This window comes from Kribbella sp. HUAS MG21, assembly GCF_040254265.1.
In the GTDB taxonomy this organism is placed as follows: Bacteria; Actinomycetota; Actinomycetes; order Propionibacteriales; family Kribbellaceae; genus Kribbella.
Genome location: NZ_CP158165.1, coordinates 5,563,604 through 5,585,661, shown reverse-complemented (window position 1 = coordinate 5,585,661; position 22,058 = coordinate 5,563,604). Strand labels below are relative to the sequence as shown.

Here is a 22,058-nt window from a genome sequence, read left to right as displayed (position 1 = left end):
GGTCACCGATCGGTCACGCTCGATAAACCTTTGCCCATGACAACGGGACCAGCCGCGCCGACCAGGACCGCGACCGTCGACGTCGTCGTACCGGTGTTCAACGAGGAGCGGTCGCTGCCGGGGTGCCTGCAGGTTCTGGACGAGTTCCTGACCCGGACCTTTCCGTACCCGGCGACGATCACCGTCGTCGACAACGCCAGTACCGACCGCACGCCGGAGGTGGCGCGGGCGCTGGCGGACCGGTACGAGCGGGTTCGGGTACGGCGCCTCGAACGCAAGGGCCGCGGGCTCGCGCTGCGCGAGGCCTGGGGTGCGAGCGACGCCGACGTCGTCGTCTACATGGACGTGGACCTGTCCACCGGGCTCGACGCGCTCCTGCCGCTGGTCGCGCCGCTGGTGAACGGCCACTCGGACCTCTCGATCGGCTCGCGGCTGGCGCCTGGTGCGCGGACGGTGCGCGAGCCGCGCCGGGAGTTCATCTCGCGTGCCTACAACCAGCTGATCCGGCTGCTGCACGGATCCCGGTTCTCGGACGCGCAGTGCGGGTTCAAGGCGGCACGGACCGACGTCGTCCGCGCCCTGCTGGGACACGTCCGCGACGAGTCCTGGTTCTTCGACACCGAACTGCTCCTCCTTGCCGAGCACAACGGGCTGCGCGTGCACGAAGTACCGGTGGACTGGGTCGAGGACGTCGACAGTCGCGTCGACGTCGTCGGCACCGCGTGGGACGACCTCCGCGGCCTGCTGCGGATGGCCCGCGCGAAGGCCTCCGGGCAGGCGCGCATCGGCGACCTGCCACGGCGGCCCGAGCCGCGCGCCGCGCATCCGGACGCAGTACTCGGCCGGCGCGAGGGCGGGCTCGCGTGGCAGCTGTTGTCGTTCGCCGTCGTCGGCGGGTTCTCGACCCTGGCGAACCTGGTGCTGTACGCCGTACTCCGGCAGTGGTGGCCCTTGCTGGCAGCCAATCTCGGCGCGCTGGTCGTCACCACATTGCTCAACACCGAAGCCAACCGGCGCTTCACGTTCCCGGGACCGGACACCGGACGCGTCCGGGTCCACGGGCAGGGGCTGATCGTCTTCGGCCTCTACTACCTCTTCACCTCGGCGGCACTGCTCGTACTGCATGCCTGCGTCGCCGAGCCCTCCAGGCTGCTCGAACTGTCGGTGCTGCTCGGCTCCTCCGGGATCGGCACCGCCGGGAGGTTCGTGCTGCTTCGACGCTGGATCTTCCAACCGACTTCCGCACCGGAAAGGGATATCTGATGCCTGCCTACCGCGCATGGCGGACCTGGGCGCTGGTGGCGATCTGTCTACTGGCCGCACTGCTCTACGGATGGGAGCTCGGCGCCGACGGGAACGTGGGCAACACCTACTACTCGGCCGCGATCAGGTCGATGACCGAGAGCCTCCCGAACTTCCTCTTCGGCTCCTTCGATCCGTACGGCGTGATCACGGTCGACAAGCCGCCGATGGCGTTGTGGCCGCAGGTCATCTCGGTGCTGATCTTCGGATACCACGGCTGGTCACTGCTGCTGCCGGAGGTGATCGCCGGGGTCGCGGCCGTGTTCCTGCTGCACCGCACCGTCCGGCTGTGGTCCGGTGAACGCGTCGCGCTGCTGGCCGCGCTGATCTTCGCGCTGACGCCCGTCACGGTGGCGATCAACCGTACCAACAACCCGGACACCTTGCTGGTCCTGCTGCTGATCGCCGCGGCGTACGCCGTGACGCGCGCGGTCGGCGCCGCGGCGGATCGCGGGCGCGTCGCGTGGCTGATGTGGTGCGCGTTCTTCGTCGGGTGTGGGTTCCTGACCAAGATGTTGCAGGCGTGGATCGTCGTACCGGCGCTCGCTGTGGCCTATCTGGTCGGTGCGACTGTGCCTGTCCGGCGGCGGATTCTGGAATTGCTGGGCGCGGGCGCCGTACTGGTGGTGTCCTCGTTCTGGTGGGTGGCGTTGCACGGTTTGTGGCCGGGGACAAAGCCGTATGTCGGGGGCAGCAAGGACGGCAGCGCTTGGGATCTGATCATCGGGTACAACGGGTTCGGGCGGGTGTTCGGCGGGGGTCAAAGCGGTGGCATGGTGACCATGCAGAACGGCAAGGCGACCATGGGGTCGTTCGGTGGGGAGCCGGGGCCGCTGCGGATGTTCAACGAGATGGTCGGCGGGCAGATCTCGTGGTTGCTGCCGTTGTCGTTGTTCGTCGTGGTGGTTGTCGCGGTGCCGGTCGTGCGGAGGGGTGCTCCGGTGGTTCGCGCGGGGTGGTTGCTGTGGAGCTCGTGGTTGGTGATCTCCGGGCTCGTGTTCAGCCTGGCGCAGGGGATCATGCATCCGTACTACACGACCGCGATGGCGCCGGCTGTTGCCGCGTTGTGCGCGGGCGGGCTTGCGGTGTTGTGGCGGTGGTACCGCGCGTCGGCGGCTTGGGTGTTGTTGCCGGTGGGTGTGGCGGTCACTGCGGCGTGGGCGTTCGTGCTGATCTCGCGGGACACGTCCTGGTACGGCTGGTGCCGCTGGGTCGTCGTCGCGGTCGCCGCTGCCGCGGGCGCGGGCTTGGTCGTCGGGCGGCTCTCCTCCTCCGCGCGCCGGTCGTCGGCCGACGGTGCACCGGTCCGCCGTACGGCGATCGCCCGCCCGGCACTCGCGGCGGCAATAGCCGGTCTGCTGCTGACACCAGGTGTCTGGTCCGTCGCCACCGCAACAGTCAACGCCAACGGCAGCCTCCCGGCCGCCGGCCCACCCGCGACAGGCGGGATGCCCGGCACCCCACCCCCAGGCGGCGGCCCTCAGGGGGTCGGCGGACAGCAACCTGGCAACGAAAAGCCGGGAGCCGACGAGCCCGGAGGCGGGCGGCCCCGTGGGTATCGGGAGCCGATGTTGGTTACGTCTGGGGGGACTGGGGAGGCTCGGTTGAGTGATGTGCAGCGGCGGGTTCTGGAGTATGCGCGGGAGAACGGGGCTGGTGCAGAGATCGATCTGGCGGTGAACAGTTCGTCCGGTGGGGTTGCGCCGTTCATCATCGACTCGGATGCGACGGTCATCGGCATGGGCGGCTTCGGCGGGCAGGACGACGCGCCGTCCATCGACCAACTCCAGCGCTGGACCGAGAGCGGCACCCTGCGCTTCGTTCTCAGCGCCGCTCCCGGACAGCAACCCCAGCAACTCCCCACCAACTCCCCCGACCGCCGTTCGACCCTCCAGCAAGCCCGCCAGCGCTGGATCGAGCAGCACTGCACAGTCGTCGCCCCCAGCACCTACGGCGCCACCTCGCAGTCATCCACCGGCCCGCAGATCATCGGCGGCACACCAGACACCCTGTACGACTGCTCATGACCTACGGATTGTTGGCCACACCCTCGTCGATCTCCGCGTCGGGCCCGCGCGCCCCGGTGATCACGGCATAACTGATCCCCGCGATGGCCGCACCGACGATCGGGGCGACCAGGAACAACCAGACCTGACCAAGCGCGTCACTGCCCGCGAACCACGCGACGCCGAGCGACCGCGCCGGGTTCACCGACGTGTTCGTGACCGGGATGCCGACCAGATGCACCAGGGTCAGCGCCAGCCCGATCGCGATCGGCGCGAACCCCTTGGGCGCGCGGTCGTCGGTGGCGCCGAGGATCACGTACAGGAAGAACGCGGTCAGCACGATCTCCACGATCGCGCAGGCCAGCAGCGAGTAGCCGCCCGGCGACCGGTCACCGAAGCCGTTCGTCGCGAACCCGCTGTCGACCGCGCTGAACCCGTCCTTGCCATTGGCAACAGCCAGCAGGACGGCGCCGGCCGCGGTCGCGGCGACGATCTGGGTGGCGATGTACGTCGGCACCCACTTCCACTCGATCCGGCGGGCGATCGCGAGACCGATCGTGACCGCCGGGTTGAAGTGCCCGCCGGAGACGTGCCCGACGGCGAACGCCATGGTCAGTACGGTCAGCCCGAAGGCCAGCGCCACGCCGAGGTACCCGATGCCGACCGGAACCCTGTCCGGGCTGAGCACCACACCGGCCAGTACGGCGGCACCACAGCCGCCGAAGACGAGCCAGAACGTTCCGAGAAACTCCGCGCCGATCCGAGCCGCAGGACTGGGTGACTCCACGACTGCCTCCCGTATGAGGAATGGAACACTCCTGTCACAGTAAGGCACAGCGTCGTGACATCAGGTGAGATTTGACCGAAATGTTGTGGCGACCAATCAAGGCCTCACGACTTGTTGCCCGAGGCACCGCCGAGCACCGCACCCACCAGCGTCACCAGCAGGACGGCGGCCGCCGCGATCAGCACCGCTCGGGTGCGGTCGGGCTCGGCGAGCGGAAGCGCCGGCCAGTCGATACTCGCCAGCAGACCGTGCTTGCGCTCCGCCAGGTAGCCGACCCCGGCCAGTACGGCGGCCGCGCACCAGCCGAAGAACCACACCTCGAGGCCTTGCCGGCCGCCGTGCGAGCGCACCATGCGTCCACCGGCGTAGCCGCCCGAGAACGCACCGACACCCAGCGCCAGGACGAGGACCGTCCAGACGCCGACGAAGAACCAGCCGCTGTCCGACCAGACCGCGAGCCTGTCCCAGCCGATCAAGGTGCACACGGCGGCGACCAGCGCCAGGAACAGGACTGCCGTACTGCTCGCGACCAACCACCCGAAGAACGCCACCCCGAACGAGGCGCCCGCCAGCTCCGGCACGTCCTCCTCCGGCGCACCCTCGTCCCACCCGTCGGCCCCGTCGTCGTCGCCCACCCCGGCGTCGAAATCGTCGTCGGAATCGTCGTCGTACTCCCCGGTGACCAGGTCGCGGTCGTCGGCACGCTCGCGCGGCCAGAACAACTCGTCCAGCCCGACCTCTATCTCTTCAGGCTCGCTGTCCCTCGGGACAGTGCCCCGCCGACGTACCATGGCGACTCCCTGACCACCGTCCCCGCCCACGACAAGGATGGTTGCCACCCCGGTACCCCGAAACTCTCCTCGGCTGACCGCCCCGGGATGCGTATGATCTCGTGGTGGCGGCGATCGACGGAGAACACCTTCAGCCTCCGAGCGTCCTGTTCGAGTACGCCGAGGACAGCACCACAGCGCGCGAACCGACCGGTCGGGAGGCCTTCCGGGACCTTCAGCTGGAGCAGATCGTCGCCGCCGTCACCGCGGGACGGGCGGAGTACGATCTCGCCCCGCTGTTCCGCGCCGCCGCGTCGTCGCCGGAAACGGTCGCCTACCGGCACGAGGTCGCGAGGGATCTGGAGACGGTCGCGGTCGCGCGGACCGTCAGGGATTTCGCCGCTCGCATGGTGTCGACGCGCACAGGCCTCCGCCAGGCGCGAAGCCTCCATCACGAGCTGCAGAGACAGCGCTGGCAGCTGACTGCCGCGGCGACGTACTGCCAGGCCGTCGCCGGCCTGTCGGCCGGTCTCGATGCCTCGCCGCTGGAATCGCGAGCCTTGCTCGCCTTGCGTGGCTACCTGCGGCAGCACGTCGACTCGGCCGCCTTCCAGGGCTTGAACGCCGAGGCGGTCCGTCTGACGGCGGACCTGGAGCGTGTGCGCTACCAGTTGCACCTCAAGCGCAGCGCGGTCGTCGTCAGCCGATCGGCCGACGAGTCCGACTACAGCGCCGAGATCGACGCGGTCTTCGCCCGGTTCCGGCAGGGCGAGGCCCGGGACTACCGGATCGCTGTCGAGTCGTCACCCGAGGTGAACCAGCTCGAGGGCGCGATCCTCGACCGTGTCGCGCGTCTGCATCCCGAGACCTTCGACGCGCTGCGACGGTTCGCCGACCGGCACCGGAGCTTCCTCGACAGCGGCGTGACCCGGTTCGACCGCGAGGTCCAGGTCTATCTCTCGTACTTCGACCACATCCGGCCGCTGCGCGAGGCCGGGCTGCCGTTCTGTTATCCGGCGGTCGGCGGCTCGAAGGCGCTGCGCGCCACCGGCACCTTCGACCTGGCGCTCGCCGCCGCCGCGGTCGCCGAGGGGCGCGACGTCGTCCGCAACGACTTCCACCTCGACGGCGCCGAACGCATCTTCGTGGTCACCGGGCCGAACCAGGGCGGCAAGACCACCTTCGCGCGGACCTTCGGACAGCTGCACCATCTCGCCGCACTGGGGCTTCCGGTGCCGGGTGAGCAGGCCCGGCTCTTCCTGTTCGACCGGCTGTTCACGCATTTCGGCCGGGAGGAGGATCCGGAGGACCTGCGGGGGAAGCTCAAGGACGACCTGGTCCGGACGCGGGCGATCCTCGACCGGGCGAGCAGCGACAGCATCGTGATCATGAACGAGGTCTTCAATTCGACCACGCTGCGCGACGCGACGGTCATCGGTCGCCGGGTACTGACGGAGATCGCGGCGCGCGACCTGCTGTGCGTGTTCGTCACGTTCATCGACGAGCTCGCGGCGCCGGACGGCGTGACGGTCAGCCTGGTCAGCACGGTGGATCCGGCCGATCCGGCGATCCGGACCTATCGGGTCGTCCGCGCACCGGCGGACGGGCGCGCGTACGCCGCCGCGATCGCCGCCAAGTACCGGCTCAGCTACCAGGACCTGAGAACGAGGCTCACCCGATGAAGCCGCGCCTGCTCTATCCCGACCGGGATCTCGACGTCGACCAGGCGCCGCCCGCGGCCGCCGGAGATCTCGCCCGCGACCTGGACCTCGACACCGTGTACGACGCCATGGCCGACTCCGACAGCGGAATCCGCGAGATCGTCGCCCAGGTCCTCGTCACGAGCCTCGAGGATCCCGGCGAGATCCGCTACCGCCAGGCGATCCTCGGCGACTGCCTGCGGGCGCCGGCCGTCGTACGCGGCCTGTATGAGGTCGCAGTGGACGCTCTCGAGGCCGAACGTGGCGTGTACCGGTACTTCCGCAGCGCGGACGGCATCCTGCACAGTTCCGGCCAGCTGCTCGAGGTCCTGATGACGTATCTGCGCAAGCTGCGTGACGTCGCCGATCCGGCCGTCGGCGGCTTCCGCTCGGAAGGCTTCGCCAGGTTCCTCGGGATGATCGCCACGGATCTCGACGACGAGTACTTCCGGACCGTGGACTCCCATCTCGAGCGGCTGCGTTTCCCCGACGGCGTGGTGGTCGGTGCCGCGCTCGGCATCGGCAACCGCGGGAGCGGCTACGTCCTGCGCCGTCCCGGGCAGGCCCGCTCGGACCGGCCGCGATGGCCGGTCCGGCCCCGCCAGGACTCGTACACGATCCAGATCCCGGAGCGCGAGGACAGCAGCGTCCAGGCGCTGGTCCGGCTGCGCGAGCAAGCCCTGAACCTCGTCGCGAACGCCGTCGCCCAGGCCGCCGACCACATCCTCGCCTTCTTCCGGCTGCTCCGATCGGAGCTGGCGTTCTACCTCGGCTGCCTGAACCTGCACGACCGGCTGACCGCCAACGGGCAGCCGACGTGCTTTCCCGAGGTCACCGCCGCGCTGCCGTTCGTGCTGACCGCCCGCGGACTGTACGACGCCGGCTTGAGCCTTCGGCTCGACGGCCAGGTGATCGGCAACGACCTCGACGCGGACGCCACCGCGACGATCGTCGTCACCGGCGCCAACCAAGGCGGCAAGTCGACAGCGCTACGCTCGCTCGGGCTCGCGCAACTCATGCTCCAGGCCGGGATGTACGTCGCCGCCGAGTCGCTGCGCAGCAGTGTCTGCCACGGCGTCCACACCCACTACCAACGCGCGGAAGACATGTCGATGCGCAGCGGCAAGCTCGACGAGGAACTCGACCGGATGAGCCGGATCGTCGACAGGCTCCGCCCCGCCGCGCTACTGCTCTGCAACGAGTCCTTCGCGTCGACCAACGAACGCGAAGGCTCCGAGCTCGCCCGCCAGATCCTCCGCGCCCTCCGCGAGAGCGACGTCCGCGTCGTGTTCGTCACCCACCTGACCGAGCTCGCCGGCATGCTGTACGACGAGCACGACCCGTCGACGCGCTTCCTCCGTGCCGAGCGCCTCCCTGACGGCCGCCGCACCTTCAGACTCGTCGAGGCCGCGCCGCAGTCCACAAGCTACGGCGAGGACCTCTACCAGGAGCTCTGGTCCGCTCTCCCGCCGGATCCACGCAGGAGCCGGTCGCCGAGGTCGGAGCGCCGGTAGAGAACCGAACGCCCGTGGCGCGCGGAGGTGAGCAGGCCGGCCGCGCGCAGCGCGCGAAGGTGCTGGTTGACCGCGGTCGGCGTGACGTCCAGGCGCACCGCGAGTTCGGTCGAGGACGACGGCGCGTCGAGGAGGCCCATCAGGCGCGCCCGCGCACGCCCGATGAGGTCGGCCAGGGCGTTCACCGGCACGGTCGTCTCGGTCTCCCAGAGGGTCGCGAGGCCGCGCGCCGGATACATGATCTGCGGCGACTCCTCGGGCGAGATCGGCGCCGAGGCGCGCCTGCTGAACAGGCACGGGACAAGCGTCAGCCCGCGGCCGGCAGTCGAGACGCGGTAGGAGTGATTGCTGCGCAGCCGGACGTACACGACGCTGCCCTCGAGGCGGACGTGCGGGTCGATGTCGGCGAACATGACCGCGAGCCCGGACTGCGCCACGACCCGGCCGCGGTGCACGACATCAGCCTCGAGCACGGTGCGCATCCGCTGCCAGTACGGCTCGAAGCAGGCGTCCCAGTACTCCCGCAGCGCGGCCAGCATCCGGGCGATCACAGTCGCCGGCCGACCACGCAGGACCGCGGGGACCGCAGCCGGATGCACCTCCGCGAGGTCGGCGCGCACGACCTCGTCCGGGGTCTTCGCGAGCGCCGCGAGCTCGTCGTCGATCCGGCCGAGCGGACTGTACGGCCGCGGCGTGAGGAAGTCCGGCGTCCACATCGCGTCGTTCGTCAACGCCCGCAGCACGTCCAGTTGCAGCTCCGCCCGCGCCGCTTCGGTGGCTCGCAGCCACGGCAGCTGGAGCGGAAACCGCCCCGGATCGCGCAAGGTCCGCAGTGACAGCACCAGCTCGTTCAGCGGCGAGATCGCGAACCGCACCTCGCCGAGGTCGTGGTCCACGAGCTCGTACTCGATCATGAAGCAATACGCTACATCAATGGTGGTGCCCGGGATCCGAATGCGACAACTGGCGGGTGCCTGAATTCCTCCGTGATCCCGTCGCCCGCGCCCTCGCCTCCGCCATCGCCGCCCTCTCCGTGTCCCGCGGGATGTTCTTCGCGGTGAGCGCCTTGTACTTCACCCGCGGCGTCGGGTTGTCGGCGGCGACGGTGGGCATCGGCCTCACGATCGCGGGCGGCGTCGGCGTGCTGGCATCGTACGCCGGTGGCCGGCTGAGCGACCGGGTCGGCGCCGACCGGCTGCAGCAGTGGGCGCTGGCCGCGAACGGCGTCGCGCTCCTGAGCTACGCGTTCGCCGGGGACGTCGTCACGTTCGTCCTGGTCGCGGCCTGCGTGTCCGCCTCGCGCGGCCTGCAGAGCACCGCGCAGATGACGTTGCTGGCCCGGTGGTACGTCGGACCGGAACGCGTCACCGTCCGCGCCCGGCTGCGCGTGGTCATGAACGTCGGCATCGGCATCGGCACCTTGCTCGCGGGTCTCGCGTTGCTGACCGACACGACCGCCGCGTACCGCCTGACGGTGGTCCTGGTCGGCGCGCTCACGATCCTCGGTACGGTCCCGCTGGTCGGGTTGCGCCGGCGAGTGGCCGGACTGGCCGAGCGGATGGACGCCGCCGCGAGCACCGAGGCACCGCGCGGTCCTTCCCCGCTGCGCGACCGGACGTATGTCACCTCGACCGTTCTCAACGCCCTGCTCGCGATGCACTTCGGCCTGACGTCGGTCGGCCTGCCGCTGTGGGTCGCCGACCACACCGAAGCCCCGACCGTCGTCGTGTCGGCGCTCCTACTGGTCAACACCGTGTACGTCGCGCTGTTCCAGGTCCGCGCGTCCCGCGGTACCCAGGACCTCCGCAAGGCGGGACGGTCGGTGCACCAGGCCGGCCTGCTCCTGCTTATCGCCTGTCTGCTCTTCCCGGTCGCCGGCTACCTCGGCGCTGTCGCCGCGACGGTCGTTCTGCTGCTCGGCGCACTGGCTTCCTCGGCGGCCGAGACGCGCGGCGAGGCCGGGAGTTGGGGAATGGCGTTCGAGCTCGCCGATCCGGCGCGCGCCGGTGCCTACCAGGGGCTCAGCCAGACCGGCCTCTCGCTGGCGATGATGCTCGCGCCGGTGGTCGTCACGACGACCGCGATCGACCACGGGACGACGGGCTGGATCGTCCTCGGCGCGCTCTTCGCGATCACCGGCACCGCGAGCGCCGTCGTCGCGAACCGGGCCGCCGCGCACCGCGATCTGGCAACGGTTGGGGCGACCCACGGTTAGGGATCGGTGCGGATCTCCGCCGTACCCGCATAGTAGGTCTCGGGGTCGGGCTGACCGGTCCGGACCGGGTGCAGCTGGCCGCGACCGGAGACCGGCCTGGACCACGCGTCGAGCTGCTCGTCGGCATGTCGGGCGAACCAGTCGACCAGCACGCCGTTCAGGTCCGACACGAGAGTCCGCCGGGCCGGGTCCGTGACGAGGTTGTGTTCCTCGCCCGGGTCCTCGGCCAGGTTGTAGAGCTCGTCCGGCGCATCGCCGTACCGCTGGACGAGCTTCCAGTCGGCGGTACGGACCATGCGCGTTCCGCCGTACTCGTCGAACACCATGACGTGCTCGGTGGCCTCGGCTCCGTCAAGGAGTACGGGGAGCAGCGAGCGGCCGGCTGCGAGCGGGTCCTCGGGGATCGGCACACCTGCCAGCTGGAGCAGGGTTGGGTGCAGGTCGCAGGCACTCGCGAGCGAGGTCTCCACCGTCCCGGCCGGCAGCCGGCCTGGCTGGGACATGATGAACGGGACGCGGACCGAGTTCTCCCAGAGGTTGAGCGGCTTGGTCGCGTTGCCCTTGCCCCAGATCCCGTGGTGCCCGCAGCTGAAGCCGTTGTCGGACGTGAAGACCACGACCGTCGACTCGGTCAACCGGTGCTCGGCGAGTGTCCGCAGCAGCCGCCCGACGCCGTCGTCCACCGCGGTGATCGACGCGAAGTACCCCTGCAGGCTGGGCCGCGGGTCGCGCATGGCGTCCGAGATCGGGCCCGGCTCCCAGCTGAACCAGGGATGCGGCTCCTGCGGACGGCAGCTGTCGAACGCGCAGTCGGCGTACAGCTCCAGGTACTCGGCCGGATGCTGGTCGATCCACGGGCTGTGCGGCGCGGTGTAGTGAACCTGGAGGTAGAACGGATCGGGTCCGGCCGCCGCCGATTCCAGGAAGCCGACGGCCTCGTCGGTGATCGCGGTGGTGATGTAGCGCTCCTCGGCCACGCGCTGCCCATCGCGCCAGACCGGCGCCCCGAAGTACGGCCCGTCGCCGGTCCGGTGCGCATACCAGTCGGTGAAGCCCGGCTCGGGGGTCCGCGCGTCGCCGAGGTGCCACTTCCCCGCGTGCCCGCAGCGCCAGCCGTTGGCGGCGAGCACCTGCGGCGTGGTCGTGAGACCGGTCAGGTACCTGTCCTCGTCCACGACGCCGTACGCCTCGCCCCGGATCCAGTCGTGCACCCCGTGCGCGGACGGCATCCGGCCGGTCAGCAGCGACGCGCGGGCCGGCGAGCAGACCGGAGAAGCGCAGAAGAACGACTCGAACCGGACACCGTGACCGGCCAGCGCGTCGATCGCCGGCGTCCGGAGTTCGTCGTTCCCCTGACAGCCCAGAGCCCACGGGCCCTGGTCATCGGTGACCACTACGAGGAAGTTCGGTCGCGAGTCGACGTCCATGACCGTGAACCGTACTCGACGCCGGCCGGTGTCCGAGGTCGCGCCTCGGACACCGGCCGTGCGGACTACTTGTTGGGCATCTTGTCGTACGCCGTCTGCTGGATCTCCAGGTAGCGCTTGAGGCCCAGGCCCTCGAGGCCCTTGACGTAGGCGTCCCACTCGGTGTCGATGTTCTTCGAACCGGTGATGAACTGCAGCGCGTTCTGCTGCACGTAGTTCTCGATGTTGGTCTGCAAGGTGGCGATCTCACCGGCCAGGGACGGGTCGATCCAGACCTTCCAGTACGGATAGATCTTCGACTTGTCCTCCTTGCCCTCGTACAGCTTGGTGGCCTCGAACAACCGCCGCTCGTATCCCTCCGGGCTGTAGATGTCGGTCGCGATCGCCTCGGAGTTGCGGTACTTCTCGGTGTTGTTGTACTGCGCCAGCGCCTGCCACCCGGAGTTCGGCGGAGTTCCGCCCTCCGGCTGCGGGATCACCTTGTACGTCGGCTTCAGTGACTTGTCGAGCGCGACGTCGCCGGCCGCTGCCCGCTTCCAGGTCTTGCCCTCGGTACCCCAGAAGGCGTTCATCTGCCCTTCGTCGGTGAAGATGTAGTCGAGCAGCTTGATCGCCTGGATCTGCTCCTCCTGGGTGGCCTTGTTCGTCAGCACGAACGTGGCGCCCGGGGCACTCGGGAAGTTGTACCCGGTGTGGTTGACGCCCTGCGGCCCGGTCAGCGGCGGTACGGCGTCGTACTGCTTCTGGCGGCCGTCCGGCAGGTTGCTGACCGCGATGCCGAGGTGCAGCACGGCGGCCGCGCCGAGCATGGGCTGCTTGCCGCTGTCACCCTGCTGCTGCAGCGCGTCCGGGTTCTGGGTGAAGGCGCCCTTGTCGATCAGGCCCTCCTTGTAGAGCGAGTTCATGTACTTCAGTCCCTCGCGCCAGCCGTCCTTGTTCGCCTGGGTGTCGACCTTGCCGTCGTTCAGCACGAGCGTCGAGTTGTTGTTGCCGCTGGTGCCCTGCGGGTTGTAGATGAAGGCGTTCATGAAGTACGGGATCAGCGCGTCGCGCACGCTCGCGCTGAGCGGGATCTCGTCGGCCTTCCCGTTCCCGTTCGGATCCTGGGTCTTGAAGGCCCGCAGGACGTTGCGCATGTCCTCGGTGGTCTTCGGCTGCTCGAGCCCGAGCTTCTTCAGCCAGGTGCTGTTCATCCACAGCTTGCCCTGGTACGAGCAGTGGTAGCAGTCGACCCACTGCGGCATGCCGTAGATCTTGCCGTCCGGCGCCGTCGCCATCGCCTTCCACTCCGGCTCCGCGTCGAGTGCCTTCTTGATGTTCGGCCCGTACTGCTCGATCAGCTGGTTCAGCGGGACGATGACACCCTGGTTGCCCAGCTTGAGCAACTCGGCCGGGGTGAACTGGTCGACCCACGGGATCAGCAGGTACAGGTCCGGGTAGTCGCCGCTGGCCAGCGAGATCTGCCGCTTCTCCTTGGCCGGCCCGCCGTCGAACGTGGTGGTCTGCCACTTGAAGCTGATGTTGAACTGCTGCTTCGCCTTCTTGGTGAAATCGTTCGTGGCCAGGTTCCAGTCAGCGGCCTGGGGCGCGAAGACGTCCAGGGTCACGGCCGGGTTGCCGGTCACCGTGGGCAGTGGTTTCCCCTCCTCCGCAGGCGTATCGGATCCGCTGCAGGCGGCCAGGCCGAGTGCCAGTACGCAGAGCCCGGCGATCGCCGTGGACTTGGTTCTCCTGAGCTGAATTGTCATGTTGTCCCTCACAGGGGTCGAGGTGATGCGGAGGATCAGCCCTTGACGGCGCCGATCATGATTCCCTTGGTGAAGTAGCGGGCGACGAACGGGTAGATGATCAGCACCGGAACGCTCGCGACCACGATCAGCGAGTACTTGAGCAGGTCGGCCAGTTGCTGGCGCTGCAGGACGACGGAGGCGTCGATCGCGCCGCCGCTGTAGGTGTTCAGGATCAGGATGTTGCGCAGCACGATCTGCAGCGGGAACAGATCCGGATTCTTCAGGTAGATCAGCGCGTCGAAGTACGAGTTCCATTGGTAGATCGCGTACATCAGCGCGATGACCGCGATCATCGGTTTGGCCAGCGGAATCACCACCGACCAGAGGAACCGCAGGTCGCCGCAGCCGTCGAGCTGCGACGCCTCGACCAGCTCCTCGGGGATCACGGTGCGGAAGTACGTCCGCGCGATGATCACCTGCCAGACCCCGATCGCCTGCGGCACGATCAACGCCCACCGGGTGTCCAGCAGGCCGGCCTGCTGAACCACCAGGTACGTCGGGATCAGGCCGCCGGTGAACAGCATCGTGAACAGGATCAGGCTCATCACCAGGTTGCGGCCGACCAGCGTCCGGCGCGACATCGGATACGCGATCGCGATCGTCATCACGACGCTCACCACCGTGCCGACCACCGTGTAGAACAGCGAGTTCGCGTAGCCCTGGATGATCTGCGGGTTCTCGAACACCGCCTTGTACCCGCGCAGCGAGAACTCCACCGGCCAGAACGTCACCCGGCCCGCCGACACCGCCTCGGGGCTGCTGAACGAACTCGCCACGATGTACACCAGCGGCAGCAGGACGACCAGCAGGAACACCGTCAGCAGCAGGTACACGCAGAACATGAAGACCCGGTCCGTGCGCGAGTCCCGGATCCGCCGCGCCCGCGCCGCCCGGCGCTCGATCCGCTTGCTCGTCAAGGTTTCGGCGCTCATGACCACAGTCCGTTTCCGGTGATGCGCTTGGCGATCGTGTTGACCCCCAGCAGCAGGACCAGGTTGATGACGGAGTTGAACAGGCCGACGGCGGTCGCCAGGCTGAAGTCGGCGTTCAGCAAGCCGGTCTTGTACACGTAGGTGGCGATGATCTCGGACTCACTGAGATTCAGCGGGTTCTGCAGCAGGAACGCCTTCTCGAAGCCGATCGCCATGATGTTGCCGACCGCAAGCACCAGGATGATCACCGCGGTCGGCATGATCCCCGGCAGATCCACGTGCCGGATCCGCTGCCACCGGGTGGCGCCGTCGATCTTGGCCGACTCGTGCAGCGCCGGGTCGACCCCGGCGAGCGCCGCCAGATAGATCACCGCGGAGTACCCGGTGGTCTGCCACACGTCCGACCAGACATAGATGTGGCGGAAGTAGTCCGGGTTGCCGAGGAAGTCGATCGCCGGCACGCCGAACAATCCGATGGCGTCGTTGACGAGGCCCAGCCGCGGCGACAACATCAGGATCGTCATCGACACCACGACGACGGTCGAGATGAAGTACGGGGCGTAAGTCACCAGCTGGACCGTCTTCTTGAACAGGCCCACGCGGATCTCGTTCAGTGCCAAGGCCAGGATGATCGCCAGCGGGAAACTGGCCGCGACCGTGTACACCGACAGCAGGAACGTGTTCTTCACCAGCGTCCAGAACACCGGATTCTGGAAGAAGAGCTCGAAGTTCTGCCAGCCGACCCACTGACTGCCCCAGATGCCCCTGACCACGTTGTAGTTCTTGAACGCGAGCACGGCGTTGGCCATCGGGATGTACTTGAAGACCCCGAACCACACCAGCGGCACGGCCATCAACAAGTACAGCGTCCAGTGCCGCCGCAGACTCCGCCGCAGCCGGGTGACGGTGACGCGTTCACTCCGCCGCCGCCGTCGCCGCCGCGTCGGCGCTTCACCGACGGGTGGCGGGATGCTCGTCAGGACTGCCATGAAACCTCCTCGTCCAGGCGGGCGATCGAGCTCACCCGGAGACCGATGCCGGCGGTCAGCTGTACAGGCACACGTTCGCTACCGTGGCGGAACGACCCGTTCCTGGTCGCGGTCGGCGGTCAGGACGGCTTCGACGCCGGCCGCCGTCCAGGTGATGTCGACGGTCACCGCGCCGCGGGCCCGGAGACCCGTCACCCGTCCGCTGGTCCACGCAGCGGGCAGGGCCGGCAGCAGCTCGATCTCGCCGCCGTGGCTCTGCAGGAGCATCTCCGCGATGCCGGCCGTCGCGCCGAAGTTGCCGTCGATCTGGAACGGCGGATGCGCGCAGAACAGATTCGGGTAGACCCCCGCGCCACTACCGGGCCGCCCGGTCGCCGTGTCGTCGGCGGGCCGGAGGAACGCCCGCACCAGGCGATGTGCCGCCGCCGCGTCCCGCAGGCGGGCCCGGAGACAGATCTTCCACGCCAGCGACCAACCGGTCGCGTCGTCACCCCGCAGGTCCAGCGTCCGTGCCGCCGCGGCGGCGAGCTCCGGCGTACCGTCCGGCGTGATCGCATCGCCGGGATGCAATCCGATCAGATGGGACATGTGCCGGTGCTGTGGATCTTCTTCGCGCAGGTCGGCGGCCCACTCCTGCAGCTGGCCCTGCGCGCCGACCGGCGGCTCGGGCAGTCGCTTGCGAGCAGTGGCGAGCTCGGTGACGAGCGGGTCCACGACGTCCAGCAGCTCGGCAGCCTGCTCGACGCGCTGGAACAGATCCGCGATCAGCGACAGGTCCATCGTCGAGGACTCGGTGACCGAGGCCGGCTGCCCGTCGTCGGCGATGTAGTCGTTCTCCGGTGACGTCGACGGCGCGGTCCCGAGACTGCCGTCCGGCAGCTCCACCAGCCAGTCGAGGCAGAACTCCGCGGCGCCTCGCAGTACCTGCCAGGACTCGCCGAGGAACTCGAGGTCGCCGGTGAACGCGTAGTGGTCCCACAGGTGCCGGGCGAGCCAGGCGCCCGCCATCGGCCAGTTCGACCAGCGCGGGTCGCCCTCGACCGGGAGCGTCCAGCACCACGCGTCGGCGTTGTGGTGCGCCGTCCAGCCGCCGCACCCGTACCGTTCCGTCGCGGTCTGCCGCCCGGCCTGCGCGAGTTTATCGATATATTGGAGCAGGGGTTCGTGACAGTCGGAGAGGTTCGTCGTCTCCGCCGGCCAGTAGTTCATCTCGGTGTTGATGTTGACCGTGTAGTTCGAACTCCACGGCGGCCGCAGGATGTCGTTCCAGATCCCCTGCAGCGTGGTCGGCAACCCTCCAGGGCGCGAACTCGCCACCATCAAGTAGCGGCCGTAGTTGAAGAGCAGCGCGGCCAGAGCGACGTCTTCCCGGTCGACGGCGCGCGCGACCCGGACGTCGGTCGGCAACTCGGACTGTTCCGCCGGCCCGGCCAGCTCGAGCGACGCCCGGCGATACAGCCGCCGGTGATCCAGCTGGTGATCGGCCATCAACTGCCCGTACTCGCGGTCGAGCGCCGCCCGCACCGCACGATCCGCGGCGGTCCAGCACTCCTCCGCGGTCCTGGTCGGTGGCGTGAACGGGCCTTCGTACCCGGTACCCGTCGAGAGGACGAGGGTGATCTCCGTGGCGCTCTCGACCTCGAGCAGTGACTCACCAGCCCGGACCTCGCCGTCGGTCCTCGTCCGCAACGCGATTGCGGCCGCCATGCCGCGATCGTCGCCGTCGGAGTACCGGATCGGCTGCGGCACATCGCGATGCGGAGGCGCGACCTCGGCCGGCGCCTGTAGGAGCAGCCCGAGCCCGTCCTCGACGGCGTACGGGCGAGACGGCAACTGCGAGGTCAGCCGGCAGCCGAGCGCCAGCACCGGCTCGGACGCGGTCAAGTGAACGACGAGGACGTCGTCCGGCGCACTGACGAAGACCTCCTGCCGAACCGCCACTCCCCCGACCGCGAACTCCGCCGTCGCCACCGCAGCGTCGAGATCGAGCTCCCGGCGGTACTGCGTGACGTCGCCGGCAGCAGGCACCGCCCCGTCGACCTGGAGGTCGAGCAGCAGATCACCCAATGGCAAGTAGGCCTGCGAGTACCCGGAGTGGAAACCGCACGCCAGCTCGTGCGCCCGGCGAATGTCTCCGTCCCGGAGCGCCCGGCGTACCGCCTCGACCGCCTCGGCGCCGGTCGCACCTAGTGGTGTCGCCAACGATTGCGCGGTCGCAGGGCCGCCTGACCACAGTGTTTCGTCGTTCAGCGCGATCCGGTCGCTGCCGGTACCACCGAAGCACATCGCTCCGATCCGGCCGTTGCCGAGCGGTAGAGCCTCCAGCCAGGTGTCCGCCGGCCGGTCGTAGTACAGCCGCTGCGCAGCGGAGCGGGTCGAGCCCTGCAGATTGCCCATGCCACGAATCCTCCGTCGAATGACGAGGTATTAATCCCACGAATTTCCCGGATCGTAGCGCCAGCGCCGTCCTTGGTCCATACTGAACGGCAGTTGAATCGCAGAAAGATCCTATCTATCGCTGATCGTGAGGGCCTGCCCATGCCACGCATCACCTCGGTCGAGGTTCTCGACGTCCGGTTCCCGACCTCGCTGACCCTCGACGGCTCGGACGCGATGAACAAGGACGGCGACTACTCCGCGGCGTACGTCGTCCTGCACACCGACGTACCGGGGCTGGCCGGGTACGGGTTCACGTTCACGATCGGGCGCGGGAACGACCTGTGCGTCGCCGCGGCCGGTCAGCGCGCGCAACCGCTGGTGGGCCGGGACGTCGACGAACTCTGCGGTGACCTGGGCGGTCTGTACCGGGAACTGCAGTCCGACAGCCAGCTGCGCTGGCTCGGACCGGACAAGGGCGTCATCCACCTCGCCCTCGCCGCGGTGATGAACGCGGTGTGGGACCTCGCCGCCCGGCGGGCCGGCGTACCGCTGTGGCGGCTGCTGTCCGAGATGTCGCCCGAGCAACTGGTCGCCGCGGCTGACCTGCGCTATCTCACCGACGTACTGACGCCGGAGCAGGCAGTGACGCTGCTGGAGCGGCAGGTCGAGGGCCGCAGGCAACGAATCGAGCAGCTCGAGGCGTCCGGGTACCCGTGCTACACCACGTCGGCGGGATGGCTCGGCTACTCCGACGCCAAGCTTCGCAGGCTGTGCGAGGAAGCCGTTGCCGCAGGCTACAAACACGTCAAGCTCAAGGTCGGCGCCAACCTGGCCGACGACATCCGGCGCTGCGGGATCGCGCGCGAGGTGCTCGGTCCGGACGGTCACCTGATGATCGACGCGAACCAGGTGTGGGACGTGCCGGAGGCCATCGAATGGGTGAAGGCGCTGGCCGAGTTCGACCCGCTGTGGATCGAGGAGCCGACCAGCCCCGACGACGTCCTCGGCCATGCGGCGATCCGCAAGGCGGTGGCGCCGATCGGCGTCGCCAGCGGGGAGCACGGCATGAACCGGGTGCTGTTCAAGCAGATGTTCCAGGCCGGTGCGCTCGACTTCTGCCAGCTCGACGCGGCGCGCCTCGGCAGCGTCAACGAAGTACTGGCCGTCTACCTGCTCGCCGCGTGGTTCGACGTACCGGTTTGTCCGCACGCGGGCGGCGTCGGGCTGTGCGAGCTCGTCCAGCACCTCGCGATCTTCGACTTCGTCGCGGTGTCGGGCAGCCTCGACCGCCGCGTCACGGAGTACGTCGACCATCTGCACGAGCACTTCGTCGACCCCTGCGTCGTCCGGAACGGTGCGTACGTGCTGCCCGCGCGGCCCGGTTACAGTGCCGAGATGTACAGGGAATCGCTCAGCACGTACCAGTTCCCGGACGGCAGCTACTGGGCAGCACGCCAAGACGTGGAACCGGTGTCATGACGCCCGGCAAGCTGGCCGAGCAGCCGCGGACGCCCGGGGTCTCGCAGACCGACGTCGTGGTCCAGGGCATCCGCCGGATGATCATCGACGGACGGCTCCGGCCGGGCGACCGGCTCCCCGTCGAGAAGGACCTCGCCGCCGAGCTGGGCGTCTCCAGGAACCCACTGCGCGAAGGTGTGCGCGCGCTGTCGATGATGGGAGTGCTCGAGACCCGTCAGGGCGACGGCACCTACGTCACCAAGCTGGACTCCTCGATGTTGCTGGCCCCGATGGGGTTCGTGGTCGACCTCCAGGACGGCACCGGGACCTTTCACCTGCATGCGGTACGGCGGATGCTCGAGACCGAGGCCGCGGCGCTGGCGGCGCGGCACATCGGCGCGGACGAACTCGAGGCAGCGGCCGAACTGCTGCGCCACAACGAGGCCGAGCTCACCCAGGAGGAGCCGAACCACGAGACGGTGATCGAGAACGACATCGCCTTCCACCGGATCATCGCCCAGGCCAGCGGCAACCCGGTGCTCGCCGCCCTGATCGACGCCCTGGGCGGCCGCACGATGCGCGACCGGCTGCGCCGATCCATCTCGCAGCCGGGCGCCGACGACACCGCCCACCGCGAGCACCTCTCGATCCTCGCGGCCCTCTCCGCGCAGGACCCCGACCGGGCGCGCACCCGGATGGCCGCGCACCTGTTCACCGTCGAGGACTACCTGCTCGAACGCAACGTCGTCAGCCCTCCCGGAAACGAGGCTGGATGAATCTGCACTGGAGTACGCCGGAACTCACGCTGACATTCGCGCTGGACGACGGCCCGGTGCGGCTGGCGGTCTCGCCGCCGGACGGCAGCAGGCCGGACCCGAGCCAGCCGCTGGTCGAGGTCACCGCCGTCGGACACGGGCTGGCGGCGAGCAGCAACCGGCACGTCGAGACCAGCCTCGGCCAACGGCTGCGCTACGTCAGTCATGAGGACACCGGCGCGACGCTGCGGATCGTCCAGGAAGAACCCACCACTGGTCTGCGCGTCACCAGTGTGTTCGAGGCGGGCGCCGGCGTCCGCGCCTGGTCCGAGGCCTCGCTGACCGGACCGGGTGCACTCGAGCTCACGTTCCTGTCGTCGCTGGTCGTCGGCCTGGATTCCGTCGAGGCCGACCTGTACTCGGCCGCCAACAACTGGATGGCGGAAGGGCGGTGGTCGGTCCGGCCGCTGCGCTCCGCGGCGCTGGCCGACATCGTCCGCGATCCGCATCATCACGTCGCCCGAAGCCGGGAGGCAGTGACCAGCACCGGTTCGTGGTCCAGCGGCGAGCACCTACCGGTCGGCGTCCTCGTCGGTACGTCGTACGCGCTCGGCTGGCAGGTCGAACACAACGGACCGTGGCACTACGAGCTCGGCGAGAACCGGCGCGGTGGATACCTGCTGCTCAGCGGCCCCACCGACCAGGAACACCAGTGGAGCGTCGAGCTCACGGCCGGCAAGCCGTTCACGACGGTGCCAGTCTCGCTCGTCGCCGGCACGGACCGCGACAGCGCGTTCGCGGCGCTCACCCGCCAGCGTCGCGCCGTACGGCGACGGCGTCCGGTCGACGACCGGATGCCGGTGGTCTTCAACGACTTCATGAACACACTGGTGGGCGACCCGACGACCGCGAAGCTCCTGCCACTGATCGACGCGGCCGCGGCGGTCGGCGCGGACTACTTCTGCATCGACGCCGGCTGGTACGCCGAAGGCGACTGGTGGAACACCGTCGGCGCGTGGCAGCCCTCGACGACCCGCTTCCCCAACGGTCTCGGCGAGGTCATCGATCGCATCCACTCCCATGGCATGGTGCCGGGCATCTGGCTCGAACCGGAGGTGATCGGCACCCGCTCGCCGCTCGCGCGCGACCTGCCCGACGAAGCGTTCCTGACCCGTCGGGGCACTCGGGTCGCGCAGTCCGGCCGCTACCTGCTCGACCTGCGCAGCCCGGCCGCCCGCAAGCATCTCGACGCGACCGTCGACCGGCTCGTCAGCGACTTCGGCGTCGGCTTCTTCAAGTTCGACAACAACACCACGACCGGTCCCGGCACCGACAAGGGCGGGACCTCGCTTGGCCACGGGCTTCTGGAGCACAACCGCGCGCTGCTCGACTGGCTCGACGAACTCCAGGCTCGGCATCCCGACCTCCTGATCGAGAACTGCGCGTCGGGCGCCATGCGGATGGACTACGCGATGCTGTCCCGCCTGCACCTGCAGTCGACCTCGGACCAGGAACACCCGTTGCTGTACGCATCGATCACGGCTGCCGCGCCGGCCGCCGTACTGCCTGAACAAGCCGGTCACTGGGCCTATCCGATCAGCGGGAGCAGCACCGAGGAGTTCACGTTCGCGCTCGTCAACGGCATCCCCGGCCGCCTCTACCTCTCCGGCCACCTCAACCGGATGACGCCGACCGAACTGGATCTCGTCCGTGCCGCGCTCTCAGCCCACCGGGAAATCCTCGCGGATCTCGACACGCTCGTACCCGCCTGGCCGCTCGGCCTGCCCGCCTGGACCGACGAGTGGATCGCCCTGTCCCTGAACGGCCCCGACGTCTCCTACCTCACCCTGTGGCACCGCGCTCCAGGCCCCTCGACCATCACGCTTCCCGTCCGCCGCGCGACGATCACCCCGCACTTCCCCACTGACCCCGCGGGTTGGACCTATGCCTGGACCGACGACGCGCTCACCGTCACCGCCAACACCCCCGAGCCCTCCGCCCGCGTTCTCCGCTTGAGCCCTCAGGAATGACAGA

16 protein-coding genes are annotated in these 22,058 nt (G+C 69.0%); 8 read left to right on the top strand and 8 right to left on the bottom strand.

The window, feature by feature from the left end; all coding sequences use genetic code 11:
* Nucleotides 1–36: 36 nt before the first annotated feature.
* Nucleotides 37–1,263 (top strand): bifunctional glycosyltransferase family 2/GtrA family protein, encoded by a 1,227-nt coding sequence (locus ABN611_RS27125; RefSeq protein ID WP_350275063.1) that lies wholly within the window; start codon nucleotides 37–39, stop codon nucleotides 1,261–1,263.
* Entirely contained in the window at nucleotides 1,263–3,329 is a 2,067-nt protein-coding gene (locus ABN611_RS27120) for a glycosyltransferase family 39 protein (protein ID WP_350275062.1), read from the top strand. Before ABN611_RS27125 ends, ABN611_RS27120 begins: the two co-directional genes overlap by 1 nt.
* 1 nt (nucleotide 3,330) lies before the next feature.
* On the opposite strand, the gene aqpZ is transcribed toward ABN611_RS27120, so the two are convergent.
* Entirely contained in the window at nucleotides 3,331–4,095 is a 765-nt protein-coding gene (gene aqpZ / locus ABN611_RS27115; RefSeq protein WP_350275061.1) for an aquaporin Z, read from the bottom strand.
* Nucleotides 4,096–4,199: 104 nt separating this feature from the next.
* Nucleotides 4,200–4,886, bottom strand: a complete 687-nt coding sequence (locus tag ABN611_RS27110; RefSeq protein ID WP_350275060.1) for a hypothetical protein — start codon at nucleotides 4,884–4,886, stop codon at nucleotides 4,200–4,202.
* Between the two features lie 104 nt (nucleotides 4,887–4,990).
* Between ABN611_RS27110 and ABN611_RS27105 the strand changes: the two genes are divergently transcribed.
* Both ABN611_RS27105 and ABN611_RS27100 read left to right on the top strand, forming a co-directional pair.
* Nucleotides 4,991–6,547, top strand: coding sequence for a hypothetical protein (locus tag ABN611_RS27105; protein WP_350275059.1), 1,557 nt, complete (start codon nucleotides 4,991–4,993; stop codon nucleotides 6,545–6,547).
* Entirely contained in the window at nucleotides 6,544–8,079 is a 1,536-nt protein-coding gene (locus ABN611_RS27100; protein ID WP_350275058.1) for a hypothetical protein, read from the top strand. The genes ABN611_RS27105 and ABN611_RS27100 overlap by 4 nt, the downstream gene beginning before the upstream one ends.
* Here the strand turns inward: ABN611_RS27100 and ABN611_RS27095 are convergent.
* Nucleotides 8,007–8,993 carry a DUF5937 family protein gene (locus ABN611_RS27095; protein WP_350275057.1) on the bottom strand — a complete coding sequence of 329 codons (987 nt, stop codon included), beginning with the start codon at nucleotides 8,991–8,993 and terminating at the stop codon, nucleotides 8,007–8,009. The genes ABN611_RS27100 and ABN611_RS27095 overlap by 73 nt on opposite strands.
* 56 nt (nucleotides 8,994–9,049) lie before the next feature.
* On the opposite strand from ABN611_RS27095, the gene ABN611_RS27090 reads away from it, so the two are divergent.
* A complete protein-coding gene (locus tag ABN611_RS27090; protein ID WP_350275056.1) occupies nucleotides 9,050–10,294 on the top strand; it encodes an MFS transporter in 1,245 nt (414 codons plus the stop codon).
* Here ABN611_RS27090 and ABN611_RS27085 read toward each other — a convergent pair.
* The 5 genes from ABN611_RS27085 to ABN611_RS27065 all read right to left on the bottom strand — a co-directional run bounded on the left by ABN611_RS27085 (nucleotide 10,291) and on the right by ABN611_RS27065 (nucleotide 17,829).
* On the bottom strand, nucleotides 10,291–11,721 hold the full coding sequence (locus tag ABN611_RS27085; RefSeq protein ID WP_350275055.1) for a sulfatase-like hydrolase/transferase: 1,431 nt from the start codon (nucleotides 11,719–11,721) through the stop codon (nucleotides 10,291–10,293). The genes ABN611_RS27090 and ABN611_RS27085 overlap by 4 nt on opposite strands.
* A gap of 65 nt (nucleotides 11,722–11,786) precedes the next feature.
* Complete coding sequence (locus ABN611_RS27080; protein ID WP_350275054.1) at nucleotides 11,787–13,469, bottom strand: ABC transporter substrate-binding protein; 1,683 nt, start codon at nucleotides 13,467–13,469, stop codon at nucleotides 11,787–11,789.
* 35 nt (nucleotides 13,470–13,504) lie between these two features.
* Nucleotides 13,505–14,443 carry a carbohydrate ABC transporter permease gene (locus tag ABN611_RS27075; protein ID WP_350275053.1) on the bottom strand — a complete coding sequence of 313 codons (939 nt, stop codon included), beginning with the start codon at nucleotides 14,441–14,443 and terminating at the stop codon, nucleotides 13,505–13,507.
* On the bottom strand, nucleotides 14,440–15,432 hold the full coding sequence (locus tag ABN611_RS27070) for an ABC transporter permease subunit (RefSeq protein ID WP_350275052.1): 993 nt from the start codon (nucleotides 15,430–15,432) through the stop codon (nucleotides 14,440–14,442). Before ABN611_RS27070 ends, ABN611_RS27075 begins: the two co-directional genes overlap by 4 nt.
* 78 nt (nucleotides 15,433–15,510) lie before the next feature.
* Nucleotides 15,511–17,829, bottom strand: coding sequence for a glycoside hydrolase family 95 protein (locus ABN611_RS27065; RefSeq protein ID WP_350275051.1), 2,319 nt, complete (start codon nucleotides 17,827–17,829; stop codon nucleotides 15,511–15,513).
* Nucleotides 17,830–17,970: 141 nt separating this feature from the next.
* On the opposite strand from ABN611_RS27065, the gene ABN611_RS27060 reads away from it, so the two are divergent.
* From ABN611_RS27060 to ABN611_RS27050, 3 genes are read left to right on the top strand one after another with little or no spacing between them, the layout of a single operon-like run.
* Nucleotides 17,971–19,290 (top strand): L-fuconate dehydratase, encoded by a 1,320-nt coding sequence (locus ABN611_RS27060; protein WP_350275050.1) that lies wholly within the window; start codon nucleotides 17,971–17,973, stop codon nucleotides 19,288–19,290.
* On the top strand, nucleotides 19,287–20,045 hold the full coding sequence (locus ABN611_RS27055; protein ID WP_350275049.1) for a FadR/GntR family transcriptional regulator: 759 nt from the start codon (nucleotides 19,287–19,289) through the stop codon (nucleotides 20,043–20,045). Before ABN611_RS27060 ends, ABN611_RS27055 begins: the two co-directional genes overlap by 4 nt.
* Nucleotides 20,042–22,054, top strand: a complete 2,013-nt coding sequence (locus ABN611_RS27050; RefSeq protein WP_350275048.1) for a glycoside hydrolase family 36 protein — start codon at nucleotides 20,042–20,044, stop codon at nucleotides 22,052–22,054. Before ABN611_RS27055 ends, ABN611_RS27050 begins: the two co-directional genes overlap by 4 nt.
* The last annotated feature ends 4 nt before the right edge of the window (nucleotides 22,055–22,058 follow it).

Excerpts from the sequence above, each read along its gene's own strand:
- ABN611_RS27110 (WP_350275060.1), bottom strand. The coding sequence starts at position 4,886 with ATGGTACGTCGGCGGGGCACTGTCCCGAGGGACAGCGAGCCTGAAGAG.
- ABN611_RS27120 (WP_350275062.1), top strand. The coding sequence starts at position 1,263 with ATGCCTGCCTACCGCGCATGGCGGACCTGGGCGCTGGTGGCGATCTGT.
- ABN611_RS27050 (WP_350275048.1), top strand. The coding sequence starts at position 20,042 with ATGAATCTGCACTGGAGTACGCCGGAACTCACGCTGACATTCGCGCTG.
- ABN611_RS27070 (WP_350275052.1), bottom strand. The coding sequence starts at position 15,432 with ATGGCAGTCCTGACGAGCATCCCGCCACCCGTCGGTGAAGCGCCGACG.
- ABN611_RS27125 (WP_350275063.1), top strand. The coding sequence starts at position 37 with ATGACAACGGGACCAGCCGCGCCGACCAGGACCGCGACCGTCGACGTC.
- ABN611_RS27065 (WP_350275051.1), bottom strand. The coding sequence starts at position 17,829 with ATGGGCAATCTGCAGGGCTCGACCCGCTCCGCTGCGCAGCGGCTGTAC.
- ABN611_RS27055 (WP_350275049.1), top strand. The coding sequence starts at position 19,287 with ATGACGCCCGGCAAGCTGGCCGAGCAGCCGCGGACGCCCGGGGTCTCG.
- ABN611_RS27085 (WP_350275055.1), bottom strand. The coding sequence starts at position 11,721 with ATGGACGTCGACTCGCGACCGAACTTCCTCGTAGTGGTCACCGATGAC.
- ABN611_RS27100 (WP_350275058.1), top strand. The coding sequence starts at position 6,544 with ATGAAGCCGCGCCTGCTCTATCCCGACCGGGATCTCGACGTCGACCAG.
- ABN611_RS27080 (WP_350275054.1), bottom strand. The coding sequence starts at position 13,469 with ATGACAATTCAGCTCAGGAGAACCAAGTCCACGGCGATCGCCGGGCTC.
- ABN611_RS27060 (WP_350275050.1), top strand. The coding sequence starts at position 17,971 with ATGCCACGCATCACCTCGGTCGAGGTTCTCGACGTCCGGTTCCCGACC.
- ABN611_RS27075 (WP_350275053.1), bottom strand. The coding sequence starts at position 14,443 with ATGAGCGCCGAAACCTTGACGAGCAAGCGGATCGAGCGCCGGGCGGCG.
- ABN611_RS27095 (WP_350275057.1), bottom strand. The coding sequence starts at position 8,993 with ATGATCGAGTACGAGCTCGTGGACCACGACCTCGGCGAGGTGCGGTTC.